This window comes from Bacillus sp. RIT 809, assembly GCF_016892495.1.
GTDB lineage: Bacteria > Bacillota > Bacilli > Bacillales > Bacillaceae_G > Bacillus_A > Bacillus_A cereus_U.
On record NZ_JAFEMR010000001.1, the window covers coordinates 105630 to 126799 of the forward strand.

Here is a 21170-nt window from a genome sequence, read left to right on the forward strand (position 1 = left end):
TCCTATTATCAAATTCAATAGCATTTTTCACAAATTGTTCATTTATTCCAAAAATACTTTTCGACATAAAACAAACCAAATCTATGTAAGATTTGGTTTGTTACTAATCATACCCTATATCGTATTTTTTCACTCTATCTCCATCAACCGTTTCGCCTCAAAATACAACACTTGAATAAATTTCTTCGTATTAATACGTATATGCCCAGAAGCTGCCACTTCATCCTTCGTCATTTCTGTCATTCGTTTTCTAACTACAGTGAAATCAAAAAACTTTGGAGCATAGCTTTCAAATTTCGGATTTGAAAAGTCTGTTAATCCAAGGGAAGCTAAGTGATTTAACGATTGATAAATCGCTCTACGTACTCTTTGTTCAGATGCTTTTCTCTCCTTATCTATATGTGTATCTGAAGCTAAATTCTCTAATTTCCTTATAGTTATATGGTGAAAAATATCTTTTAACGCAGGAAATCCAAATTCAAATGTTTGTGCTTTTTCTTGTCCATATAAATATTCCAGCATACTAAGTAAATCTTTACTTCCATTCTCTCCCGCAATACCGAGTTCTGATAATAAATAGCGTCCTGAATCTGCTATTCTTTTTCCTTCTTGCATTGGCTCATTTCGAACTTGCGGCTGTTCCCACTTAAAAACGTTATTCAATGATTTTTGAATATCATGTATAGAGCGCTCTAAACGAATACGTTCCATTACTTTACGTACAACAGATATAACCTCAATTTTATTCAATGGTTTTGTAATATAATATTCAACACCAAGTGTATACGCCTCACCAATAAGCTGTTTCGATTCCACTTGAGAGATCATAATGATTTTCCCTGAAAAAGAGGATGCAATATGGCGAACTGTTTCAATCCCATCTCGCATGGGCATTAATAAATCAATAAATAAAATATCTACTTTTTTAAAATTTAGTTGATCTGCTTCAATAAAAGCTCCGTCTTCCGATTCTCCAATTACTTCCCCAAGATCGCCATCTTCAATGATTTGTGAAAGCATGGATCGGAAAACTTCATCATCATCTACGATATAATAAAACAACTTTATTCCCCTTCCTGCTTTAAACTACACTCCGGTAAACAAACGACAAACTTACACCCTTCACCAGTTTCCAGGTCTTCCAATCTTACTTCTCCTCCGAGCTCTGTTACCATTTCGTTTATGTAAGAAAGTCCAATTCCTGTTGATGGTGTTCCCGTTTGATCATACTTTGAAGTAAATCCTGGCTTAAATACTAGTTTTTTATATTTTTGCGCAATACCAGGCCCATCGTCAATTACTTCAAAAAATATACGTTTATCAAGTTTATATAACTTAATAATGATAGCACCACTACCCTCAATTGCTTCAACCGCATTTGCAACTAAATTATTAAAAATTGATAAGACCGTATACACATGATATTCTGCATGCTCACCTTCAATATGTTTAGAAAAACGTATTTCTTTTTCCAACATTTCAGCGTACTTCTCATTTATTCTCACAATCATTTCCGCAAGCTCATGTCCTTCTACATACTCAGCTACATTTTTATCTAATAACAGTTTAGATAATCCCGCAAAAATCCTTTGATTATCCTTTTTTATTTCGTGCACTTCTCCCGCTATTTTCAATGCTGTTTTACTACTTGAATCATCGTTCGCTTGTAAATTCCGATATAATTGATACGCTTCTTGTGTAATTAACTCCGCATTTTGTAACGTTTTTTTCAAATGAACAGATTCCACATATAAGTTAGAAAGATGCATCAACATATTTTCATTTTCTTTTCGAACTTGTGATTCTTTTAATTTCGTTTCATACAAATTCATCATATTTAAAAAACCAAGCGCAAAGAAACTACGGAAAATAGCAATAATGATTAGCTTATTCACTTCAGAAATTGTTATCGTTGTACCAAGTACTACCATATGATAAATTGCAAGTTCTGACATACTTGCAATAATTTCAATTGTAATCCCAAGGTAGCCAATTATAATTGGCTTCTGATGGAACTTATTCACCCTACAAAGCGAAAAAAGACTTCCATAAATAAAATAATAAAAGAACACAGGATAGCGCAAATAAAATGATTCTGTCATATAAAAAGACCCTTGCAACACCCAGTCAAGACATACACGGAATAAGACTACAGATATACCAACAAGAATACCTGCAACCGCCGCTGGTACTCTTCTTAAAAATAATAATAAAAAGAAGAAAAGCGGTGTCCCGAAGCTAACACGAAACGTATCGTTGAAAGGATGAAAATTTAGCTCTCCAGCAATTGGGACAACAATCATTAAAATAATTAAAAGAGATATATCTTTCTTCCATAATTGATTCCAATTCAAAGATGCCACTTCCTATGTATTTTTTCAAAAATGTAAACGGAAAGCCCGCTTATTATAATAAACGGGCTTTTTTTCTATATTCTAACCTTTTCTACCGCTTTTATTTGACGATACTCAGGCTTCCATATTGATTCTTTCACTGCAATTTTGATATCGTTATCACTTAAGTTCTCTCTAGCAACACCTTCTGCAACTGCAACTTTCGCTACTTCAATTGCAACCATTTCCGAGATATTACGTAACTCTTCAACTTCTGGTAAGATAGGTGCACCCGGCTGACTTGTATCTACCATACTTGCAACCGCTTCTGCTGCTGCTGCAAACATACCGTCTGTCATTACGCTTGCACGCACAACAATTGTACCAAGACCTAGCCCTGGGAAAATAAGTGCGTTATTTGATTGCCCGATAACATACGTTACACCATTGTATGTAACTGGATCAAACGGACTTCCTGTTGCAACTAACGCTCTTCCTTCTGTCCACTCGATTAAATCTACTGGTTTCGCTTCAGCAAGTGGCGTTGGATTCGACATTGGTAAAATAATTGGTCTTTCTACATGAGAAGCCATTTCTTTAATAATCTCTTCTTTGAATGCACCAGCAACAGTTGATGTACCGATTAAAATTGTCGGTTTTACATGTTTCACAACTTCAGCAAGTCCGATAGCATCACTTTGTTTCCAATCCTTCACTTCAGCTTCTTTTCTTGCATATGGAACTTGGAAATCAAGAAGATCTTCCATATCATCTGTAATTAACCCGTTACGGTCAATACACCAGAAACGCTCATGTGCTTCTTGCTCTGATAATCCTACGCGAACCAGCGCATCTCTCACTTGATCTGCGATACCGATTCCAGCTGTACCCGCACCAAACACAACTACTCGGTGTTCATTTAAAGGTACACCAGAAGCTTTCACTGCCGATAATACTGCAGCAAGTGAAACTGCACCTGTACCTTGAATGTCATCATTAAACGTACATACATCATGACGATATTTATCTAAAATTTTTCGTGCATTACGAGAACTGAAGTCCTCCCAATGTAAAAGTGCTTTCGGGAACTTATTGCCTACAGCTTGTACAAATGTATCAATAAATTCATCGTAATCTTCACCAGTTACACGTGGATGGCGATTTCCAATATAAAACGGATTGTTTAATAGATCCTCACGGTTTGTACCTACATCTAAAATTACAGGTAACACGCGACTAGGATCGATTCCAACTGCGGCCGTATAAACAGCTAGCTTTCCAATCGCAATGTTAATACCACCAACACCCCAGTCACCAATTCCTAATATGCCTTCTCCATCTGTTACAACGACTAAGTCAATATTTTCAGCTGTTGCACCGATATTTGAGAACGCTTCTTCAATACCCGAAGGATCGTTAACTGATAAATAAACACCGCGTGGTTTACGATATTCATGGCTATATCTTTGAATTGCTACACCAACAGTAGGTGTATATACGATTGGTAACATTTCACGTAAATGCTCTGTTAAAATACGATAAAATAATACTTCATTTCGATCATGTAACGCTGTTAAGTATACATTCTTTAATAAATCATCCGGCTGAGAACAAAATTGCTCATACGCTCTACGAGCTTGTTCATCTAGCGTTAAAACTGCTGGCGGTAATAACCCTTTTAAACCTAATTCTTCTCTTTCTTCTTGCGTGAAAGCTACCCCTTTATTTAAAAGTGGTGTTGATAATACTTCTACTCCTCTTAATGTCGTTTCTAACGAACCATTAGAAGCCACTGTAAACTTACTCATAACATCCCTACCTCTATTCATATATAACATTTCTATATTGTAAACAAAAAAGAGGGGATTGTCCCCTCTTCTTTTAATTTTTCTTTAAAAGAGTTGCTCCTGCAATCCCTGGGTGTGTCATTTCGAATGGATCTAGAATTAACTCTAATTCTGCTTGTGACAATACACCATTTTTTACACATAGTTCTCGAACGGATTGCCCTGTCGCAATTGCTTCTTTCGCAACGCGAGCTGCTGCTTCATAACCGATATGAGGGTTCACGGCTGTAATAATTCCTACACTCTTCTCAACGTACTCTTTTAAGCGATCTTCATTCGCTTCAATTCCTTTTAAGCAATTATCTGTAAAGGCACGGAAACCGTTATTCATAATGCTAATAGATTGAAGTAAGTTGAAAACAAGTACTGGTTCCATAACATTTAATTCTAATTGTCCTGCTTCTGAAGCAAGGCAAATTGTATGGTCGTTACCAATTACTTGGAACGCAATTTGATTAATTACTTCTGGCATAACAGGGTTTACTTTCCCTGGCATAATAGATGAACCTGGTTGACGAGCTGGTAGCATAATTTCCGCTAATCCAACGCGTGGACCTGATGCCATTAGACGAAGGTCGTTCGCAATTTTAGACATGTTCATCATACATACTTTAAGTGCTGCAGATACTTCAGTGTACGCATCCGTATTTTGAGTTGCATCTACTAAATCTTCTGCACCAACAAGTGGTAGTTCGCTAATTGTAGCTAAATGTTTTACAACTGCTTCAATATATTCTGGATCCGCATTTAAGCCTGTACCAACTGCAGTTGCTCCCATATTTACTTCATATAGATGTTGGCGTGATTGCTTGATACGTTTCATATCACGTTCAAGTACGCGAGAATATGCTTTAAATTCTTGTCCAAGACGAATTGGCACAGCATCTTGTAAATGTGTACGACCCATTTTAATAACATGATCGAACTGTTCTGCTTTTAATTCAAATACATCATGCATATAACCCATCGTTTGTAATAAGCCTTCTAATGCATTTAATGTTGCAATATGAATCGCTGTTGGGAATGCATCGTTTGTTGATTGCGCCATATTTACATGACTGTTCGGACTAATATAATCATAGTCTCCCTTTTCCATTCCTAATAATTCAAGGGCACGATTGGCAATGACTTCATTTGCGTTCATATTCATTGAAGTTCCTGCACCGCCTTGAATTGGATCAACGATGAAATGATTATGCCATTTCCCCTCAAGGATTTCTTGTGATGCTTCTGCGATAGCACCACCCTTTTTCAATTCCAATCTTCCTACATCTGCATTAGCAAGTGCTGCCGCTTTTTTTACAATTGCTAACGCTTTAATTAAACCTTCATGGACTTTGTATCCTGTAATTGGGAAATTCTCTACTGCACGCATTGTTTGTACACCGTAGTACGCATAATTTGGCACTTCTTTTTCACCTAAAAAATCTTTTTCAATTCGTACTCCATTTTTAACTTCAGTTAATGTTGCCATGACTTTTCACTCCTTAACGATTTCTTATGCTGCTTTTGTTTGTTTGACTGTTTCTACATATTGTTTTGCTTTCTCATCATCGAATTCGCCTTCCCACTTCGACATAACAATGGCAGCTAATGCATTTCCTAATACATTGACAGCTGAGCGAATCATATCTAAAATACGATCAATTCCCGCAATTAATGCGATGCCTTCTAGCGGTAAGCCCATTGATCCTAACGTTGCTAATACAACAACAAATGATGCCCCCGGAACTCCCGCCATACCTTTGGATGTTAACATGAGAACGAATAATAACGTTATTTGCTCTGTCAGTGACATGTGTATACCGTACATTTGTGCAACAAACAATGCCGCTAACGCTTGATAAATAGCTGACCCAGTCAAGTTAAATGTATAACCTGTCGGAATTACGAAAGAGGCAACTGCCTTTGGACAACCGAACTCTTCCATCTTTCTCATTATATTAGGTAAAACAGCTTCTGAACTTGCTGTCGTAAATGAAAGAATAAGTTCTTCTTTTAAAATTTTCATTAATGTAAAAATGTTTACTCCTACCATTCGTGCATTAATACCTAATACAATCACAACGAATAGTATAACAGTTACGTATACAGCTAGCACTAGTTTTCCTAAAGGAAGTAGTGTGGACACACCAAATTTTGCAACCGTAACCGCAATTAATGCGAATACACCAAATGGTGCAAATTTCATAACTTGATTTGTAACCCAAAACATCGCTTCGAGTACACCTTCAAAAAAGTTAAAAACAGGCTTTCCTTTTTCTCCAATTGCCGCAACTCCTAAACCGAATAGTACTGAGAAGAATATAATCGGTAATAAGTCACCTTGTGTAATAGACTCAAATATATTTTTCGGTACAATATGAACAATCGTTTCAGCAAAACCTTTCTTCTCTGTAGCATCTGCTGTTTGTTTATAAGAAGAAATATCACTTTGCTGTAAATTATTCATATCAACGCCAGTACCTGGTTGGAATATATTCGCTGCAAGTAATCCCATTAAAATAGCAATCGTCGTAATGATCTCGAAATAAAGAATTGTCTTACCGCCCAGTTTCCCAAGCTTTTTCATATCTCCTACACCAGCTACCGCAACAATTAATGCTGAAATAACAATAGGTACTACAATCATCTTAATTAAGTGAATAAATATATCCCCAACTGGTGTGATATAAGAAATCGCCGTTTTATTGCCATAAAAGATTGCCCCTACTACAATCCCTAAAACAAGTGCGACAAAAATTTGTGTTGCCAATCCGAATTTTTTCATTTATGTTCATCCCCTTTATGCGAACGCTTTCATTTAGTATTTATAAAAGCTTACTCACACATCATATAGGCGAACCTACAAAATCATACAAAAACCTACAAGTTTGTCACAAAAAATTCAAATTTTTTTCTTATAATATTCATTGACACTTTTTATAAAAAAGAAATAAAATAACCTTGATAAAACATCAGATTATTTCGTATAATCTAAAAGATATACGTATTCAAAATAAATGGAGATGAAAAGGAGTGGATGTTATGAAAAATCACGTGAAGAAGTTCATCATATCTATTTCTTTTCTATTTCATTTTCTTACGAAGGAACAAAGGCATTCGCCTTTGTTCCTTTTTTATTGCAATCTATATAGGGGGAATTGTTATGAAGCCATATAAACGTGTCTTAATTAAATTAAGCGGCGGAGCACTTGCCGATCAATCGGGAAATAGCTTTAACTCCAAACGATTAGAACATATTGCAAATGAAATTTTATCGATTGTTGATTTAGGTATCGAGGTCTCCATCGTCATTGGCGGCGGTAACATTTTTAGAGGCCATCTAGCTGAGGAATGGGGAATTGACCGTGTAGAAGCTGATAATATTGGTACTTTAGGTACAATAATTAACAGCTTAATGCTACGCGGCGTTTTAACAAGTAAAACAAAGAAAGAAGTACGCGTTATGACATCCATCCCATTTAATGCAGTAGCCGAACCTTATATTCGCCTCAGAGCAGTACATCATTTAGATAACGGTTATGTTGTCATATTCGGTGGTGGTAACGGGCAACCATTCGTTACAACAGATTACCCAAGTGTACAGAGAGCAATTGAAATGAATAGTGACGCCATTTTAGTCGCAAAACAAGGGGTAGATGGTGTCTTTACCAGTGATCCAAAATATGATAAATCAGCGAAAATGTATAAAAAACTGAACTATAACGATGTTGTTAGGCAAAACATACAAGTAATGGATCAAGCGGCTTTATTACTTGCTCGGGACTACAATTTGCCGGCACATGTATTTAACTTTGATGAGCCTGGAGTAATGAAGAAAATATGTTTAGGAGAACATGTAGGGACATTGATTAATGATGATGCTTCGATGCTTGTGCATGAATAATAATTATTTCTCATCGGAAGTTTTGTTCACCTCCACGAATTATTAATCTTCCCCAATCAGGCTTTTACGAGCAGTTGATTTCCTACCTAACTTCTTTGCTTTAGCCGAATTTTGAAGTGGGAATCTTACTGCTCGTTAATGCAAGATCAATAGTCCCCTACTTCGTATAACAAGGGGACTTGAATTTTTATCGTAAACTTATCTGGGTCATTAATAACGTTAGAATTCCTTTACGAAAGCTCTTCTGAATCCCACACTTCAGTAAATTCAAAACCTTTTAATTCACTCTCTAAAATTGCATTTTTAAATTGATCTGATACTAAAAGATAGTTAGGATGCACCTTCCCATTTATATTCAATTTAAAAACTGGTTCGTCCTGAACAACATAAGAAATAAATACAAATTTTTTACATCCTATTATTAAACCTGAACTTAACTTATCAAAGATTGTTTTATTAGTATCAAGTGCTTCCAACACCTTTAAAACATGCATAGCATAGTATTTTTTGTGTGTTTGTTTATGAATTAATGGTAAAAATTCAATATTATCTCCTACTATAGGTTCTAAAACATCCTTGGCTTTTTCGCTAATTATTTGTACACCAGACTTTCCCCAAAACATAGGAGAATCACTTGACTTTCCTTCATCTGTTACCTCAATAAACTTAGACATCCATGAATCTGACAAACTCACCATAGAATTAAAACTAGTTTTAAAATATTTTTTATCCTCTTCATAGTTCAATAATTGAAAGGTTTCATAATCATCAGTCGAGCTTTTTAATTGCCAAATCTTCATATATATTCTCCTTTATTATTACCATTTATATAGTTATTTCTTGGGTTCATTTAATCGTAAATTACCTTCTAATAAATCTCTTCCTATTCCATGTAACACTGTTTGGATTCACATTCCTTATTTAATTCTTGTAAAAAAATAAAAAACAAACTAACCTTTAAAATGTTAGTTCGTTTTTAATAAATCATTAAATTAATATCAGGCAATTAAAAATGAATTTCAAATTATATTTAACATTAATTATTTTTATCCATTGGTATTGTATTTAGTGCTAAACCAATAGATCCTAATTTTTCAATTAATTTTTTTGCTTTACCATATGGAGCTCCTTTTACTAATGTAAAAGGAAGGTTTTTCGATCCTTTTAATAGTTCCCCTGTTGAAATATCAAGTGCTAGTACACTTTTTATCTTTACTAAATCTTTTAATCCTCCATTAGGAATTTCTATTAACACTATATTACACGTATCAGGGATTTCTTCTTTTATTTTCTGTATTTTTTGATTCAAACACCCCGTATTTACCCAATCAATAAAATCTAATGTAACTACAGTGGCATGATTTGGATTCATATCACCAGAATCAACAGCCCTTACTTCTCGTACATCTGCACCTTGCGACATAAAAAAAACATTGCCACTACCATCATCACCAATAGCAACATAACCATTTGCATATTCTGTTACTTCCCAAGTCTCATTTCGTTCTATAATATCATCAGTACCATAAATTATTAATCCTCCACCTATAGAAAAACCATTTGTATATTTCAATAAATCTTTATGTACATTTGGTAATTCAACTTTCATTACATCTTCTATTTCTTGAATTTCAATGTCATTTGCTGGCTTATTTTTTATTAAACCAGAAACATTAGGTGAATTTATCACTTTTTTAACACCCCCCCAAACTATCAAAATATTTACAAGTATCTACCAATACTTTTCTTGCAGTTTTCTGATCAACTCCTGCCTCAATCATTTCTCTATAGCTTACATTAAATTCATAATTTATTTCAGTATCATATCCTTCAAGCCTTCTTCGCTTTCTTTGCATAGCGGAAATTTTCGCATGAGGTAAACCAGAACTTGATGGTAAAAGTATTGTTTGTGCTTTCTTTTCGGTATAATCAAACCCACCCTTAATAGCCCATTCATTTTGTATAGGATGATGTGATTGTATTCGATTATCAGCAGCTATATTTTTATGCCCTGGAGCACACTCACCACTTACTTTGCAACCTCAAAATATATGTTTAATATTGATTAGTATGCCTTTTTATACATAACCATAAGAAAAAGCTTATGCAAATACATAAGCTTCTTCTATTTTATTTATTACTCTCTTAGGTATTAATTAACATCATTAATCTGATGTGATTTTATTAAATTTCTTTACGAAAGCTCTTCTGAATCCCATATTTCAATAAATTCAAAACCTTTTAAATCACTTTGTTCAATAAGAACCTTCAATTCATCTGAAATAAAAACAGCCGTGGGATGAATTTTCCCATTTATATAAACCTTAAAAATCATCTCATTTTGAACAGTATTACTATCAAATGCGAATTTTTCGCATCCTATTATTAAACCTGTAATCAGTTTTTTTAAAATTGCTTTATCACTATCAATTGCATCTAGTACATTCAACACATGGACCAAGTAATATACCTCACTAGTTGAATCGCGTAAAAGTGGTAAGAATTCAACATTATCGCCTATTGAAGGTTCTAATAATGCTTTTGCTTTTTCACTAACCATTAGGGCACCAATTTCTCCCCAGAAGTGTGGAAAATCACTGGCCTTTCCTCCTTCTAAACATTCAATAGGTAACTTTCTCCATGAATCTATTAGTTTTATTGTAGAGTTAAATTTCCCTTCAAAAAACTTTTTATCTTCTTTATACTTTAATAATTGAAAAGACTCATAGTTATCAGAAGAACTTCTTAATTCCCATATCTTCATAGTTTTTCTCCTTTAATATTAGAAATATGCGTGTAAATCATTTTGGATTATTTAATTTTAAACTACCTTCTAATAGACGTATTCTAATATCATGTAACGCTGCGGCAACATCTTCCTGAGTACCACCATATTCTTTGATTTCCTTTAATATCTTGGTTACTTCTTTCATATATTCGGTACTATGATTTCCTACGTGTAACACTTCCGTAGTCACATAGTCATTTACTTTATAAGGTAAAAACACACCATTAGCAGCTGAATTATGATGTATCCCAAACTCTTCAAGTAATTCCTGTGCTTCAATTGCCCTTTTGTCATTCCAAGCAGTAATATGATGTGCTGCATTTGGATATGGTGGTGGCTCAATACCTGCAGCTTTAAGTTCTTCACGCAGTACCTTAGATGCGGTATAAGAATCAGGATATTCGTTTTTTATTTCAACTTTATCCAGAACCTTATCTGCATAATCTTGTATTACTTCTTGTACATCTTTAACTTTACTTCTTCCACCAGTTTTTGAAAACATAAATGTTTCACGAGCTTTGCGTAAAACTTCAAATATTTTTATTTGATTGCTTCCAAATCCACTTGCACCTGCAAATGCCAACCGATCCGTCAGTGGCAATTTATTTGCGAAAGAAGACATTCCTGTAGAGAATTTTGCACCTTTTGCTAATGTAGTGACTTTACTTATCCCCTTATCACCAATAAGTCCAAGTCCAATTTGTGTAAAAGCATAACTTCCCCACTTAGCACGACTTTCAGCGTCTCCATTTATTACATCATTAATAAATGAATCTGACAATGTGTTCCACATAGCAGGTAAGGTTTCATCTAAATGAGTAACAGCGTAGCCCATGTTCTCCCATGTTTCCCATTTACCAAGTGCCACAACACCATCTATTGTATCTTCAACAGCTTGACCCGTACCTTCCAAAATACCATCTATAATTTTTTCGGATGTAGATTTTTCGGGAGGTTTCTTGCACACCGCTCCCTCTTCCATTGATCCTTCCTTTAAAAGATTATCAACTTGACGTTTTCTTTCATCAGCAATTTCTTGAATCGAAGCGGTCCAATCCATATTTAATCCTTGTGTACTAAACGTACCACTTACAGGACTAAATCCTTTCCCGCCTTGGACTTCGGCAAGGCCGGCAGTAATGCTAGCCACTAGTTGAAGGGCTGTGTTGTAGTTATTACTGGACGTGTAGTTAAATTCATATAGATGCTCTAATTTTTCTTGCAGTTTTTTTCTCATCTCCACTAAAACAATAACCATGGCATCTATTCCAGGCAATACTGTAGCAATACTAATTGCTTCTATACTTGAGACCATTCGATTAATTTCTTGAATTTGCTCTCTTATTTCTTGTTCGATGACATCTGTGGAAGCAACTTGTGATTGAAAATCACTTGGAAACGCATCATTTTGACGAATTAATTCTTCACATAAATAAATGATACCTTGTGCTAAAGGACGAAAAGTTTGGACAAAAAATATTTTTGCACTACTATATGTTTTTCCTTGCAAAACCGTATCAGTTGCAAAGGTATCAATTGATTGGATTGCTTGCTCCATAGCTTGGATAGTAGCGACACATACAGCATTCATGCTTTGGGTCTGATTTTGTACTTCCCCTACATACATATTTAAACTCATGCTTTATCCTCCCTTTTTAATCGCTGTTGCCGATAGGTAAGGTCGGTTTCTAAATCAATAAGATTGCGTCTTTCTTTAAGTAATGTTTCTTTTTGGTTTTCCAATTCAAATGTTAATTTCCGCTCAATATGCTGCGACTCTTGAAGCTTATTCATAAAAAAATTAGAAACTTCTTTATCACCATGCCATGTTTCTAAAACTCTATTAAATAAACGATTATTTCGACTTCTCAATTCATGAAAGTCCATTTCTGTTTGTCTCTGGATTTGAATCGCAGCTTGATTTCGACCTTGTTTCTCGAATACTATCCGTAATTCTTGATTTAATTGGTCTACTTGCTTTTCAATGTCTTGACTCATCTTATTCTTCCTACCCTTCTCCCTTTACCGTAGGTTGTCACATTAGCGAAATGTATTTTGTAGTTCATTATCCATTCTTTCAAAATCCTTAGCTGCTAAATGAATATTATCAATTGCTTGTTGAAAGGCCCCACAAAATTGTCTAGTCAGATCTAGCATCTGTTGATTCGCTTCTTGCGCCTGGGCATTTACAGATAGTGTAGTACGGCTCGCCTTTGTTATAGAACGATTTGTCGCACTTTGAATTGTATCCGATGGATTTTTCATTTGTGTAGCAATTTGTGTAGCCGTTTGAAAATTACTTTGAAAGTTCCCCATCATTTAAACCCCTTCTAGTTTCAAAATTATTAATAAAATTATATCACGTTAATTATTTTGATTTATCGAAAATTCCAGTTATAAAACTACAGTTTTTTAAGCATTCAACTAGAACTCACTTAGAACCCTTAATCAAAATAGAGACATTAGCTTAACTTTATTTTAACTACATATTGAATTTTTTACCGAAGCGCAAATGAAGACGGAGGGGCACCCGCCAGACCAGACTATTTTTTAACTACCAATAATAAATTATAAAATAACAACGAACCTTCTGTTTTTGAAGGTTCTTTCTTACTTCTCAACTTTTTGAATAAACAATACAGCTTTCTATTTACTATATTCTACATTTCCAGTATTCCAGTTAAATCATCACAAATAAAAATCAACCAATCCCGCAAATTTCTCCTTACAACGCTCCCCAAAAGATAACTTCTCAAAAAACTCTTTCGTCATTTCTTTCGAGTCATGAAAATCTTGTGTTAACGCCTCATTCACTTCTGATACGATAGGTCCACCATGAATATACAAATTCATCTCATCATTAATATAGAAGCTACGTGCAGTAAAGTTTGTAGTACCGATAACAGTTAGTTCATTATCAATCAGCATTAACTTTCCATGAAACATACCTTTTTTATAACCATATACCGTAATCCCGTTATTAACAGCTTGACGAATATAAGGATACGCTGCCTCTTTAATAAGAGGAATATCTGGTTTATATGACCATAGTATTTTTACTGTAACACCACGTTTTTGCGCTCCAATTAAAGCATTCATTAATTCTTTATTTTTCGCTATAAAATAAGGTGTTGTAATTACAATTGAATGTTTCGCTTGTTTTATTAACTTTATATATTTTTCAGCGACGTGATGTCCATTGTAGCTAACCATCGTATGTAATGTATTCCCTTTACTCGCTTTATTCGTACTTCTTTTTATATGTTCTTTCGTATCTCGTTTCCAATCTAAAGCGAATTGCTCTTCTAAATCTTTTGCTCCTTCTCCTCTAAGCCGCACATGATAGTCACGCCAATATCCAAATCGCTTATCTTTCCCTAAGTACTCATCCCCCATATTAAAGCCACCCGTATAGCCAATCTCCCCATCAATTGTCGTAATACGACGATGATTACGATGGTGAAGTGAATAAAATCCAAATGGCAATTCAGGTTTTCTACTATATGTAAAATGAACACCACTTTCCCGCAATTCATTTTTCATCTTTCTTTCAAATGATAAATCATTAATTAAATCAACCGATAAATATACGTTTACTCCTTCTTTCGCCTTCTCCTTTAATAAGTTTAAAAAAGTATGGCTACTTTTATCATCCGATAAAATATAAAAATAAGTGTAAATAGATTGCTTCGCTTCACTTATATCAGTAAATAACTGTTTATAAAACGACTTCCCTTCTACATATAATTGAAAGTCACTATAATGAGGCGCATACTCTGTCGGCATATTTTTCCCGGCTTCCATTTTCCTTCCGAGCGTAACGTCAATATGCATCCAAATTAAAATAACAACGAAAATAGCAATAATAATAGAAGTGACTCGCAATATTTTTTTAATCATTTTGATTTCCTTCCACTCATATTACTTACTATTTCGTAGTGTTTCATTAAAATAAATTTTCATTCAAAATGCATTTCCTACTTTTTGGATGTTACAAAGTTAAAGGAGAGCAGAATATGAAAATAAGAAAAACTCCTATTATTTTTATCCCAGGTCTTTTCGGTTCAATGAGTAATATTATTATTCCTGGTACCGGTAATTGGGACTTTGGCCTTTCTGCTTTTATTTATGAACCATTCATTATGATGTTAGAAAGTATAGGCTATGAACGAAATCAAAACTTGTTTATCTGTTTTTATGACTGGCGTCAGCGTATTGCTTTTTCTACTCAAAAATACTTATTAAAAACGATTGCTTATGTTAAAGAATTTACAGGTTGCGATAAACTAAATTTAGTTTGTCATAGTTTGGGCGGACTTCTTGCACGTTCTTACGTTCAAAGTGAAGAATGTGAAAATGATGTGGAGCAGCTTATTATACTCTGTACACCAAGCGCTGGATCTCCTCCCAATTATAGTTATTGGACTGGAGGTAGTCTCCCTGTTCATGCCTCTTCTAAAATAAATATCGTTCATTCCTATATGGAACAGTACGTACACTACTTAAGTACCTTGTATAAAATGAATCCAGTCGAAGCGATCCACCTTTACTTTCCAGGATTACAAGATGTTATTCCTTGTAAAGATTACGGAAATTATTTATTTATAAGATCCGGCTCTTCTATTACATTTCTTCCTTATAGTAAGATGCAAACGAAAAACCCCTTCCTCGATATATTAAATGAAAATAGATTTGTTATAGAGAAAAGAAATATTGAAACTACACTCATTGCAGGAGATGGAGTGGAAACAATTCAATATTTACAAGTCGTCCCTTCACATTCAAAACTGGAATGGGCAGATGGAAACGTCGTCGGTGATATACTAACAAAACATGGTGATGGTAACGCTGTTGTGCATAGCGTTTTTCTTTTAGTTGGCAATAAATATGTTGTGTGTGCTTCACATAATGAAGTGCTCTACAAAAGCATTCCTATATTACAAAAGATACTCTAAATTACGAACAAAAAAGGCGTGGCATTACGCCACACCTTTTCTCATTAAACAAAATTCCTCGCATCATTATTTCTTCCAAACTTATAAATAGCAATTAAGAAGAATGCTATCGCGAAAGCGAATAAAATTAAAATGTTTAAATACAACTCAGAAAACGGAATTCCTTGCTGTAATTTTGAAATTGTGTCTAGTAACCAACGCTGCGGAAGAAAATCAGCTACCTTTTGTACCGCTTTCGGCATAATATCATATGGAAAATAACATCCAGCAAGCAAACATGTTGGTACGATAACTATATTTTGCATTGCATTTGAAGCAGTTGAACTTTTCGAAAAAGACACAATGACTAATGACAAACCAATTGCTATTAAAGCAAATAGCATGAGTACACCAATCATCACTATGAAAGGCATATTTATATTTGTGTGAAAAACATTCGTCATAAATAATACTGCAATGACAATTTGTACTGTTAATATCATCATATTTACTGCAACATTAGATAATATAAATTTCTTCCCATCTATCGGCGTTGATAATAATCTAAAGTACGTTCTATTCTCTTTTTCTTTTAAGATAAATCCTGATAAGTTCACTGCTGAAAATAGCATAAACATGATCAGGTAACCCATAGTTTGATTTGTCATATCCTTATTTTTCGAAGTATCTTCAAGTGTCTCAGCCTTTACTTTAAATGAACTTTTTTGATACCCTGCATACATATTATCAAACGTACTTTGATCCGTCCCTGCCACTTTACTAATTGCGGCAATATTATCAACATAGTTATATAAATATGATTTTATAAACCCCGTTACTTGATCGCCTTTAATCGATGAAATCTCAATATGACTCGGTTTCCCTTCTCGAACACTTTCGGAAAAACCAGAATCTAATGTAATAACACCATCAAGTTTTTTTGAAGTAAGTTTATCTTCTACTTCAGACTCCTTAACTTTACTTACATTTACATGATTTAATCCTTCTAAAAATTTTACTGTATCATTTGCTATTGGCTGATTTTCTTTATTTATAACCCCGATATTTAACGTTCCTTGCCCTACATTTCCGTATATCGAAAAGGAGATGAGTGTTCCTATTATCGGCAAGCTAATAATAATTAATAAACCTTTTTTATTTTTCAGAAGTACAGATAACGTTTTTTGTATGAGCCATAAAATGTCTTTCATACTATAGCCCCTCCCGTCTACGTAATGCAATAATCGCAATTAATAAAAAGAGTGCTGAAATTCCTAGGTTTAAAGATATTACCGGAAGCGCCGCCCCTATGTCATTTGCATAAATAATTTTCATAATGGCTGTATTCGCCCACGTTAATGGTGATAAATTCGTTACGACATTTTCTTCCACTATGAAATATGCACCCCCAAAAATAGAAGCTAATTGCACAACTACCATAATAATTGCTCTAGATGATTCACCTGTTTTTGTAATATATCCAATCCCTAAACCGAAGCTAATTGCTAGAAAGACTTCTGTTAGTAAAATAATAAATATGATTCCAAGATGGTCGCCCCAATTCGCTTGAAAAACAAATTTACTAAATAAAACGACAAGTAGTAAACAAAGTGCATTCGCTACAAGACTACCTAGCACTTTCCCAATGAAAATTTCAGCTTTACTTATAGGTGCCGCAATGAGACGATCTCCTGTTTTACGTATTCGTTCTCCTCGAATTAAAAAACTCGCTCCCATCGCAGCATACAGTGCTATCATCGTTGTCATTACAACCGCATAGTAATCCATAGAACCTGGTTTTTTAGCAGCTTGTAAAGATGTTTCTTTAATATAATCATTATGATTTCCGTTTGAAATAACTGCGTTAACCTTACTTGGATCTACTTTTGCAACTTCGGCCGCTACATTGTACTTATCAACAAATGTCGTAAGCATTCCTTCAACAATACTTCCTTCAATACTACTTCTGTCACTTCCATAAAATTTCGCACCATCTTTATTTAATTCTACATAGGCAGCATATTTATTTTGCTTCACTTCTTCTTTCCCATCTATACCTACGGAAATTTTCTTAAAGTGAATACCTGATTTATCGACTTCTTTCGTAAATGCTTCAAATGATTGAGAAAATGTGCTACTCGCTTCATCTTTATATAGCACTTGTATATCCTTAATCGATTGACTATCGCTATTAAATGCGTTACTTAACGCTGTTCCTAACACAAGCATAAGCACAATCGGAAATGCTAACATAAAAACTAAAGTTCTTACGTCCCTGAAATCTCTTTTAATGTGCATCACTGCAATATTAAAGATGTTCAATTGATGAACCTCCCTTTACCTTTTCTTCATTTACCTTTTATTTATCTCGTAAGTTTCTTCCAGTCAACGTAAGGAATACAGTTTCTAAGTTCGGAGCCTGCTCCTCTAACGAACGAATTTCAATGTCATGATTAATAAAGTGTTGAATAATTTTATTTAAATTATTTAATCCTGCATCAGAATTCACTTTAATTACGCTCTCTTCAATTTGAACAGCTTTCACACCGTTTATCTCTTTTAATTTTTCTACGTCTAAATTTTCTACTGACTTCACTTCAATCCAAATATCTTTCGTATCTGTAATAATCGCTTTTAACTGTTCTTTCGTTCCTTCTGCAATCACTTTACCGTGATCTACAATTGCTATTTTCGTACAAATCTCTTCTACTTCTTCCATGTAGTGACTCGTATAAATGATTGTGCTTCCCATTTCATTTAATTTCCGGACAGACTGGAGAATATAGTTTCTTGACTGCGGATCAATTCCAACTGTCGGCTCATCCATAATAATTAGCTTTGGTCTATGGGCAATTGCACAAGCTATATTCAATCTTCTTTTCATTCCGCCAGAAAAGTTTTTCGGATAACTTTTATGCTTATCGCTAAGCCCCACAAATTGAAGTGCTTCCTCTACTCTCGCTTTTAGTTCAGCGCCTCTTAATCCGTACAATCCGGCAAAGAATTTCACATTTTCATAGGCAGTTAGCTCTTCATAAATCGCAATATCTTGCGGAACAATACCGATGTTCATCTTCGCAAATCGATTATGTTTCTTTATATTTTTTCCTAGTATGCTGATTTCACCTTCATTACTTCTTAACAATCCAGCAATCATATTTATCGTTGTACTCTTACCAGCACCGTTCGATCCTAAAAATCCAAATATTTCTCCTTCTTTAATAGATAAAGACATATTATCTACCGCGATGAAGTCACCAAATTTTTTCGTTAAATTTTTAATTTCCAATGTATTCATCATTTCACCCCTATTTCGGTTTCTCTGCTGTTATCCCGCTATTTGCGGTCAGTAAGACTCCCACCTCAAAATTCAGCTGAAGCGAAGAAGTTAGGCGGGAGTCGGGCTGCCCGTAAATGCCCGATTGGTTCAACTAACAATCAGTGTGGGATGAACAAAACCCCCACTGATTGAAGTTTCACTTTATTATAAACAAAAAGAATGAACCTGCTCAGTGCAGAAGTTCATTCTTTTCACATGAGAATATTCACTTTTTTCATATGAGATGATTCATCCTCATCCTGCCTTACTATATCGGCAACAACATTGTTACTGAAAAACCACTTGTACCATCTACAATAATTTTCCCGTTTACAGACGCTGTTCTCTCCTCCATCCCCATAATGCCGAGGCCTTTTTTAACAAGAGCTGCACCTTTTCCATTATCCTTCACTTGTACTTTGATCATCTTATTAAGTACATGAATATCTATTGAAATGACTGTCGCATCAGCGTATTTCATCGTATTTGTTAGTGCCTCCGTAACATTTTCACCGATAATCTTCCACTGAATTGGAGAGATCATATCTAAGTTACCTTTATATACGAAAGGAATGTTCACATCATGCTTACCGGCAAATTCCTCTATGAATAATTTCATGCGGTGAATGCCAATTTGCTCTGTTGGTGGCTTCATATTTTTTAATGTAATCCGAATGCTTTCAATTCCATCTTTCGAAATATGAATTGCATTTTGTAATAACTCCGCAGATTTTACTTTATCTATTTCCATCAGTCTCTTCGCTGCTTCCATTTGAATAAGTGCACCCGTCATCGAGTGACCAATTTTATCATGAATTTCTTGTGATAACCGATTTCTCTCTTCTAACTTAAATGTGTACTCCGATTGCCTTATGTACTCTTTATTTTCATGTAAGCTTTTCGTCAGTCGCTGCATATCTTTTCGCATCTTATCATTTTGTGATTCAAGCTTTAATACACGAGCGATGTAGCGATTTGCCATAGTTAAAATGAGAAAAGAAAATGCAACAATTAATCCATATGTCATTTGAATACTTTCATTTGTAAAAGTAATAGGAAGCATCATAATGAAAAAGAGCTGCCATTTCCTCTCTATATAATTTGATGTAATTTCGTATAAGTTCAAAGGTAAAAACAAAATAAAAAATGGATGCACCTTCCATGTAAATAAAATTACTACACCAATTGACACGCAAATTAAAACCCTTTTATACGTATCGTTTTTTAATATAGAGATCATTACGTTTACAGAAAGATATATAAGTAGCGTAAATATAAACCATGGTAAGTTTGCAACATTTGAGTGAATGTAACTAAACACAATATATATAAATACAATTAATTTACTTACAGTTAACCAAAATTCCATAACATTAATCTACTTTCCCTGTTAAGTAATAAATCGCAATTTGCGTGCGATGTTCTAGTCCAGTTTTCCCTAAAACTGATGTAATATAATTTGCTATCGTTCCTTCAGATATGAAAAGTTGCTTCGAAATTTCTTTATTTGAGAACCCTTTCGCAATTAGTGCGATAATACTAAGCTCTCTTTCTGTAAAAAGACTCTTATCAATTTTAGATTCTTCCTCTTTACTTTCCATTAAATTAGACTTAATTTTATCAAGCACTACATCTTGCATGACAGTTTGGCCGTTATATACGCCTTTTATTGCATCACGAATACGCTCCGGATCATTATTTTTTAATAAATAACCTTTCGCTCCGTTTTTTACTGCGTCCAAAATATATTCATCATCATCAAATGTCGTTAAAATGAGAGGCTTCGTTTTTGTCTCTTCACAAATTAACTTCGTCGCCTCTACCCCGTTCATGTTTGGCATACGAACATCTAAAAGCGCAATATCAACTTCATGCTTTTTACAATACGCTACAGCTTCTTTTCCATCATTTACGGTATCTAATACTTCAAACTCTTCATATGTATTTAAAATAATTTTCATACCTTCTCTAATAAAAGAATTATCATCGGCTATTAATATTTTAATTTTCATGTTTGTTAGTATGGACCTTATCCTACTAACATTCACATCCTTTCTCCA

20 protein-coding genes are annotated in these 21170 nt (G+C 34.3%); 2 read left to right on the forward strand and 18 right to left on the reverse strand.

Annotated elements, in window-relative coordinates:
- Positions 1 to 129: 129 nt before the first annotated feature.
- The 5 genes from JTF23_RS00465 to JTF23_RS00485 form a co-directional block, all read right to left on the reverse strand.
- A complete protein-coding gene (locus JTF23_RS00465) occupies positions 130 to 1062 on the reverse strand; it encodes a response regulator (protein WP_204207862.1) in 933 nt (310 codons plus the stop codon).
- Positions 1063 to 1064: 2 nt separating this feature from the next.
- The gene (locus JTF23_RS00470; RefSeq protein WP_080025017.1) at positions 1065 to 2363 is read right to left on the reverse strand and encodes a sensor histidine kinase; all 1299 of its coding nucleotides are present in this window, start codon (positions 2361 to 2363) and stop codon (positions 1065 to 1067) included.
- 65 nt (positions 2364 to 2428) lie between these two features.
- Positions 2429 to 4141, reverse strand: a complete 1713-nt coding sequence (gene malS, locus JTF23_RS00475) for an oxaloacetate-decarboxylating malate dehydrogenase (RefSeq protein ID WP_078173226.1) — start codon at positions 4139 to 4141, stop codon at positions 2429 to 2431.
- Positions 4142 to 4214: 73 nt separating this feature from the next.
- Complete coding sequence (gene aspA, locus JTF23_RS00480) at positions 4215 to 5654, reverse strand: aspartate ammonia-lyase (protein ID WP_002158404.1); 1440 nt, start codon at positions 5652 to 5654, stop codon at positions 4215 to 4217.
- Positions 5655 to 5678: 24 nt separating this feature from the next.
- Complete coding sequence (locus tag JTF23_RS00485) at positions 5679 to 6950, reverse strand: cation:dicarboxylate symporter family transporter (protein WP_002158405.1); 1272 nt, start codon at positions 6948 to 6950, stop codon at positions 5679 to 5681.
- A gap of 378 nt (positions 6951 to 7328) precedes the next feature.
- Here JTF23_RS00485 and pyrH point away from each other — a divergent pair, with 378 nt between their 5' ends.
- Entirely contained in the window at positions 7329 to 8069 is a 741-nt protein-coding gene (pyrH, locus tag JTF23_RS00490) for a UMP kinase (RefSeq protein WP_002158406.1), read from the forward strand.
- Between the two features lie 230 nt (positions 8070 to 8299).
- Here pyrH and JTF23_RS00495 read toward each other — a convergent pair whose 3' ends face one another.
- The 8 genes from JTF23_RS00495 to JTF23_RS00530 all read right to left on the reverse strand — a co-directional run bounded on the left by JTF23_RS00495 (position 8300) and on the right by JTF23_RS00530 (position 14757).
- Positions 8300 to 8869, reverse strand: coding sequence for an imm11 family protein (locus JTF23_RS00495; protein ID WP_199709081.1), 570 nt, complete (start codon positions 8867 to 8869; stop codon positions 8300 to 8302).
- A gap of 236 nt (positions 8870 to 9105) precedes the next feature.
- Positions 9106 to 9759, reverse strand: coding sequence for an SMI1/KNR4 family protein (locus JTF23_RS00500; RefSeq protein ID WP_204207863.1), 654 nt, complete (start codon positions 9757 to 9759; stop codon positions 9106 to 9108).
- A 4-nt stretch (positions 9760 to 9763) separates the two neighbouring features.
- A complete protein-coding gene (locus JTF23_RS00505; RefSeq protein WP_307839132.1) occupies positions 9764 to 10069 on the reverse strand; it encodes a hypothetical protein in 306 nt (101 codons plus the stop codon).
- Between the two features lie 194 nt (positions 10070 to 10263).
- Entirely contained in the window at positions 10264 to 10833 is a 570-nt protein-coding gene (locus JTF23_RS00510; protein WP_204207864.1) for an imm11 family protein, read from the reverse strand.
- A 37-nt stretch (positions 10834 to 10870) separates the two neighbouring features.
- On the reverse strand, positions 10871 to 12496 hold the full coding sequence (locus JTF23_RS00515; protein WP_204207865.1) for an AHH domain-containing protein: 1626 nt from the start codon (positions 12494 to 12496) through the stop codon (positions 10871 to 10873).
- Positions 12493 to 12855: a DUF3958 family protein gene (locus tag JTF23_RS00520; RefSeq protein ID WP_199715004.1), complete on the reverse strand. Its 363-nt coding sequence runs from the start codon at positions 12853 to 12855 to the stop codon at positions 12493 to 12495. The genes JTF23_RS00515 and JTF23_RS00520 overlap by 4 nt, the downstream gene beginning before the upstream one ends.
- A 42-nt stretch (positions 12856 to 12897) precedes the next feature.
- Positions 12898 to 13176, reverse strand: a complete 279-nt coding sequence (locus tag JTF23_RS00525) for a TIGR04197 family type VII secretion effector (RefSeq protein WP_199715003.1) — start codon at positions 13174 to 13176, stop codon at positions 12898 to 12900.
- A gap of 369 nt (positions 13177 to 13545) precedes the next feature.
- Positions 13546 to 14757 carry a phospholipase D-like domain-containing protein gene (locus JTF23_RS00530; RefSeq protein ID WP_204207866.1) on the reverse strand — a complete coding sequence of 404 codons (1212 nt, stop codon included), beginning with the start codon at positions 14755 to 14757 and terminating at the stop codon, positions 13546 to 13548.
- Between the two features lie 116 nt (positions 14758 to 14873).
- Here JTF23_RS00530 and JTF23_RS00535 point away from each other — a divergent pair, with 116 nt between their 5' ends.
- Positions 14874 to 15812: an esterase/lipase family protein gene (locus JTF23_RS00535; RefSeq protein WP_204207867.1), complete on the forward strand. Its 939-nt coding sequence runs from the start codon at positions 14874 to 14876 to the stop codon at positions 15810 to 15812.
- A 44-nt stretch (positions 15813 to 15856) separates the two neighbouring features.
- Here JTF23_RS00535 and JTF23_RS00540 read toward each other — a convergent pair whose 3' ends face one another.
- The 5 genes from JTF23_RS00540 to JTF23_RS00560 form a co-directional block, all read right to left on the reverse strand.
- A complete protein-coding gene (locus JTF23_RS00540) occupies positions 15857 to 17002 on the reverse strand; it encodes an ABC transporter permease (protein ID WP_016104466.1) in 1146 nt (381 codons plus the stop codon).
- A gap of 1 nt (position 17003) precedes the next feature.
- On the reverse strand, positions 17004 to 18113 hold the full coding sequence (locus JTF23_RS00545; protein ID WP_016104465.1) for an ABC transporter permease: 1110 nt from the start codon (positions 18111 to 18113) through the stop codon (positions 17004 to 17006).
- A gap of 37 nt (positions 18114 to 18150) precedes the next feature.
- Positions 18151 to 19089, reverse strand: coding sequence for an ABC transporter ATP-binding protein (locus JTF23_RS00550; protein WP_002158411.1), 939 nt, complete (start codon positions 19087 to 19089; stop codon positions 18151 to 18153).
- 289 nt (positions 19090 to 19378) lie between these two features.
- Entirely contained in the window at positions 19379 to 20479 is a 1101-nt protein-coding gene (locus tag JTF23_RS00555; RefSeq protein WP_002158412.1) for a sensor histidine kinase, read from the reverse strand.
- A 4-nt stretch (positions 20480 to 20483) separates the two neighbouring features.
- Positions 20484 to 21122, reverse strand: a complete 639-nt coding sequence (locus JTF23_RS00560) for a response regulator transcription factor (RefSeq protein WP_002064723.1) — start codon at positions 21120 to 21122, stop codon at positions 20484 to 20486.
- Positions 21123 to 21170 lie beyond the last annotated feature (48 nt).

Coding starts and splice junctions, on each gene's coding strand:
- JTF23_RS00485 (WP_002158405.1), bottom strand. CDS start 6,950: ATGAAAAAATTCGGATTGGCAACACAAATTTTTGTCGCACTTGTTTTA.
- JTF23_RS00535 (WP_204207867.1), top strand. CDS start 14,874: ATGAAAATAAGAAAAACTCCTATTATTTTTATCCCAGGTCTTTTCGGT.
- malS (WP_078173226.1), bottom strand. CDS start 4,141: ATGAGTAAGTTTACAGTGGCTTCTAATGGTTCGTTAGAAACGACATTA.
- JTF23_RS00510 (WP_204207864.1), bottom strand. CDS start 10,833: ATGAAGATATGGGAATTAAGAAGTTCTTCTGATAACTATGAGTCTTTT.
- JTF23_RS00495 (WP_199709081.1), bottom strand. CDS start 8,869: ATGAAGATTTGGCAATTAAAAAGCTCGACTGATGATTATGAAACCTTT.
- JTF23_RS00550 (WP_002158411.1), bottom strand. CDS start 19,089: ATGAATACATTGGAAATTAAAAATTTAACGAAAAAATTTGGTGACTTC.
- JTF23_RS00555 (WP_002158412.1), bottom strand. CDS start 20,479: ATGGAATTTTGGTTAACTGTAAGTAAATTAATTGTATTTATATATATT.
- JTF23_RS00515 (WP_204207865.1), bottom strand. CDS start 12,496: ATGAGTTTAAATATGTATGTAGGGGAAGTACAAAATCAGACCCAAAGC.
- JTF23_RS00530 (WP_204207866.1), bottom strand. CDS start 14,757: ATGATTAAAAAAATATTGCGAGTCACTTCTATTATTATTGCTATTTTC.
- JTF23_RS00560 (WP_002064723.1), bottom strand. CDS start 21,122: ATGAAAATTAAAATATTAATAGCCGATGATAATTCTTTTATTAGAGAA.
- JTF23_RS00520 (WP_199715004.1), bottom strand. CDS start 12,855: ATGAGTCAAGACATTGAAAAGCAAGTAGACCAATTAAATCAAGAATTA.
- aspA (WP_002158404.1), bottom strand. CDS start 5,654: ATGGCAACATTAACTGAAGTTAAAAATGGAGTACGAATTGAAAAAGAT.
- JTF23_RS00540 (WP_016104466.1), bottom strand. CDS start 17,002: ATGAAAGACATTTTATGGCTCATACAAAAAACGTTATCTGTACTTCTG.
- JTF23_RS00525 (WP_199715003.1), bottom strand. CDS start 13,176: ATGATGGGGAACTTTCAAAGTAATTTTCAAACGGCTACACAAATTGCT.
- pyrH (WP_002158406.1), top strand. CDS start 7,329: ATGAAGCCATATAAACGTGTCTTAATTAAATTAAGCGGCGGAGCACTT.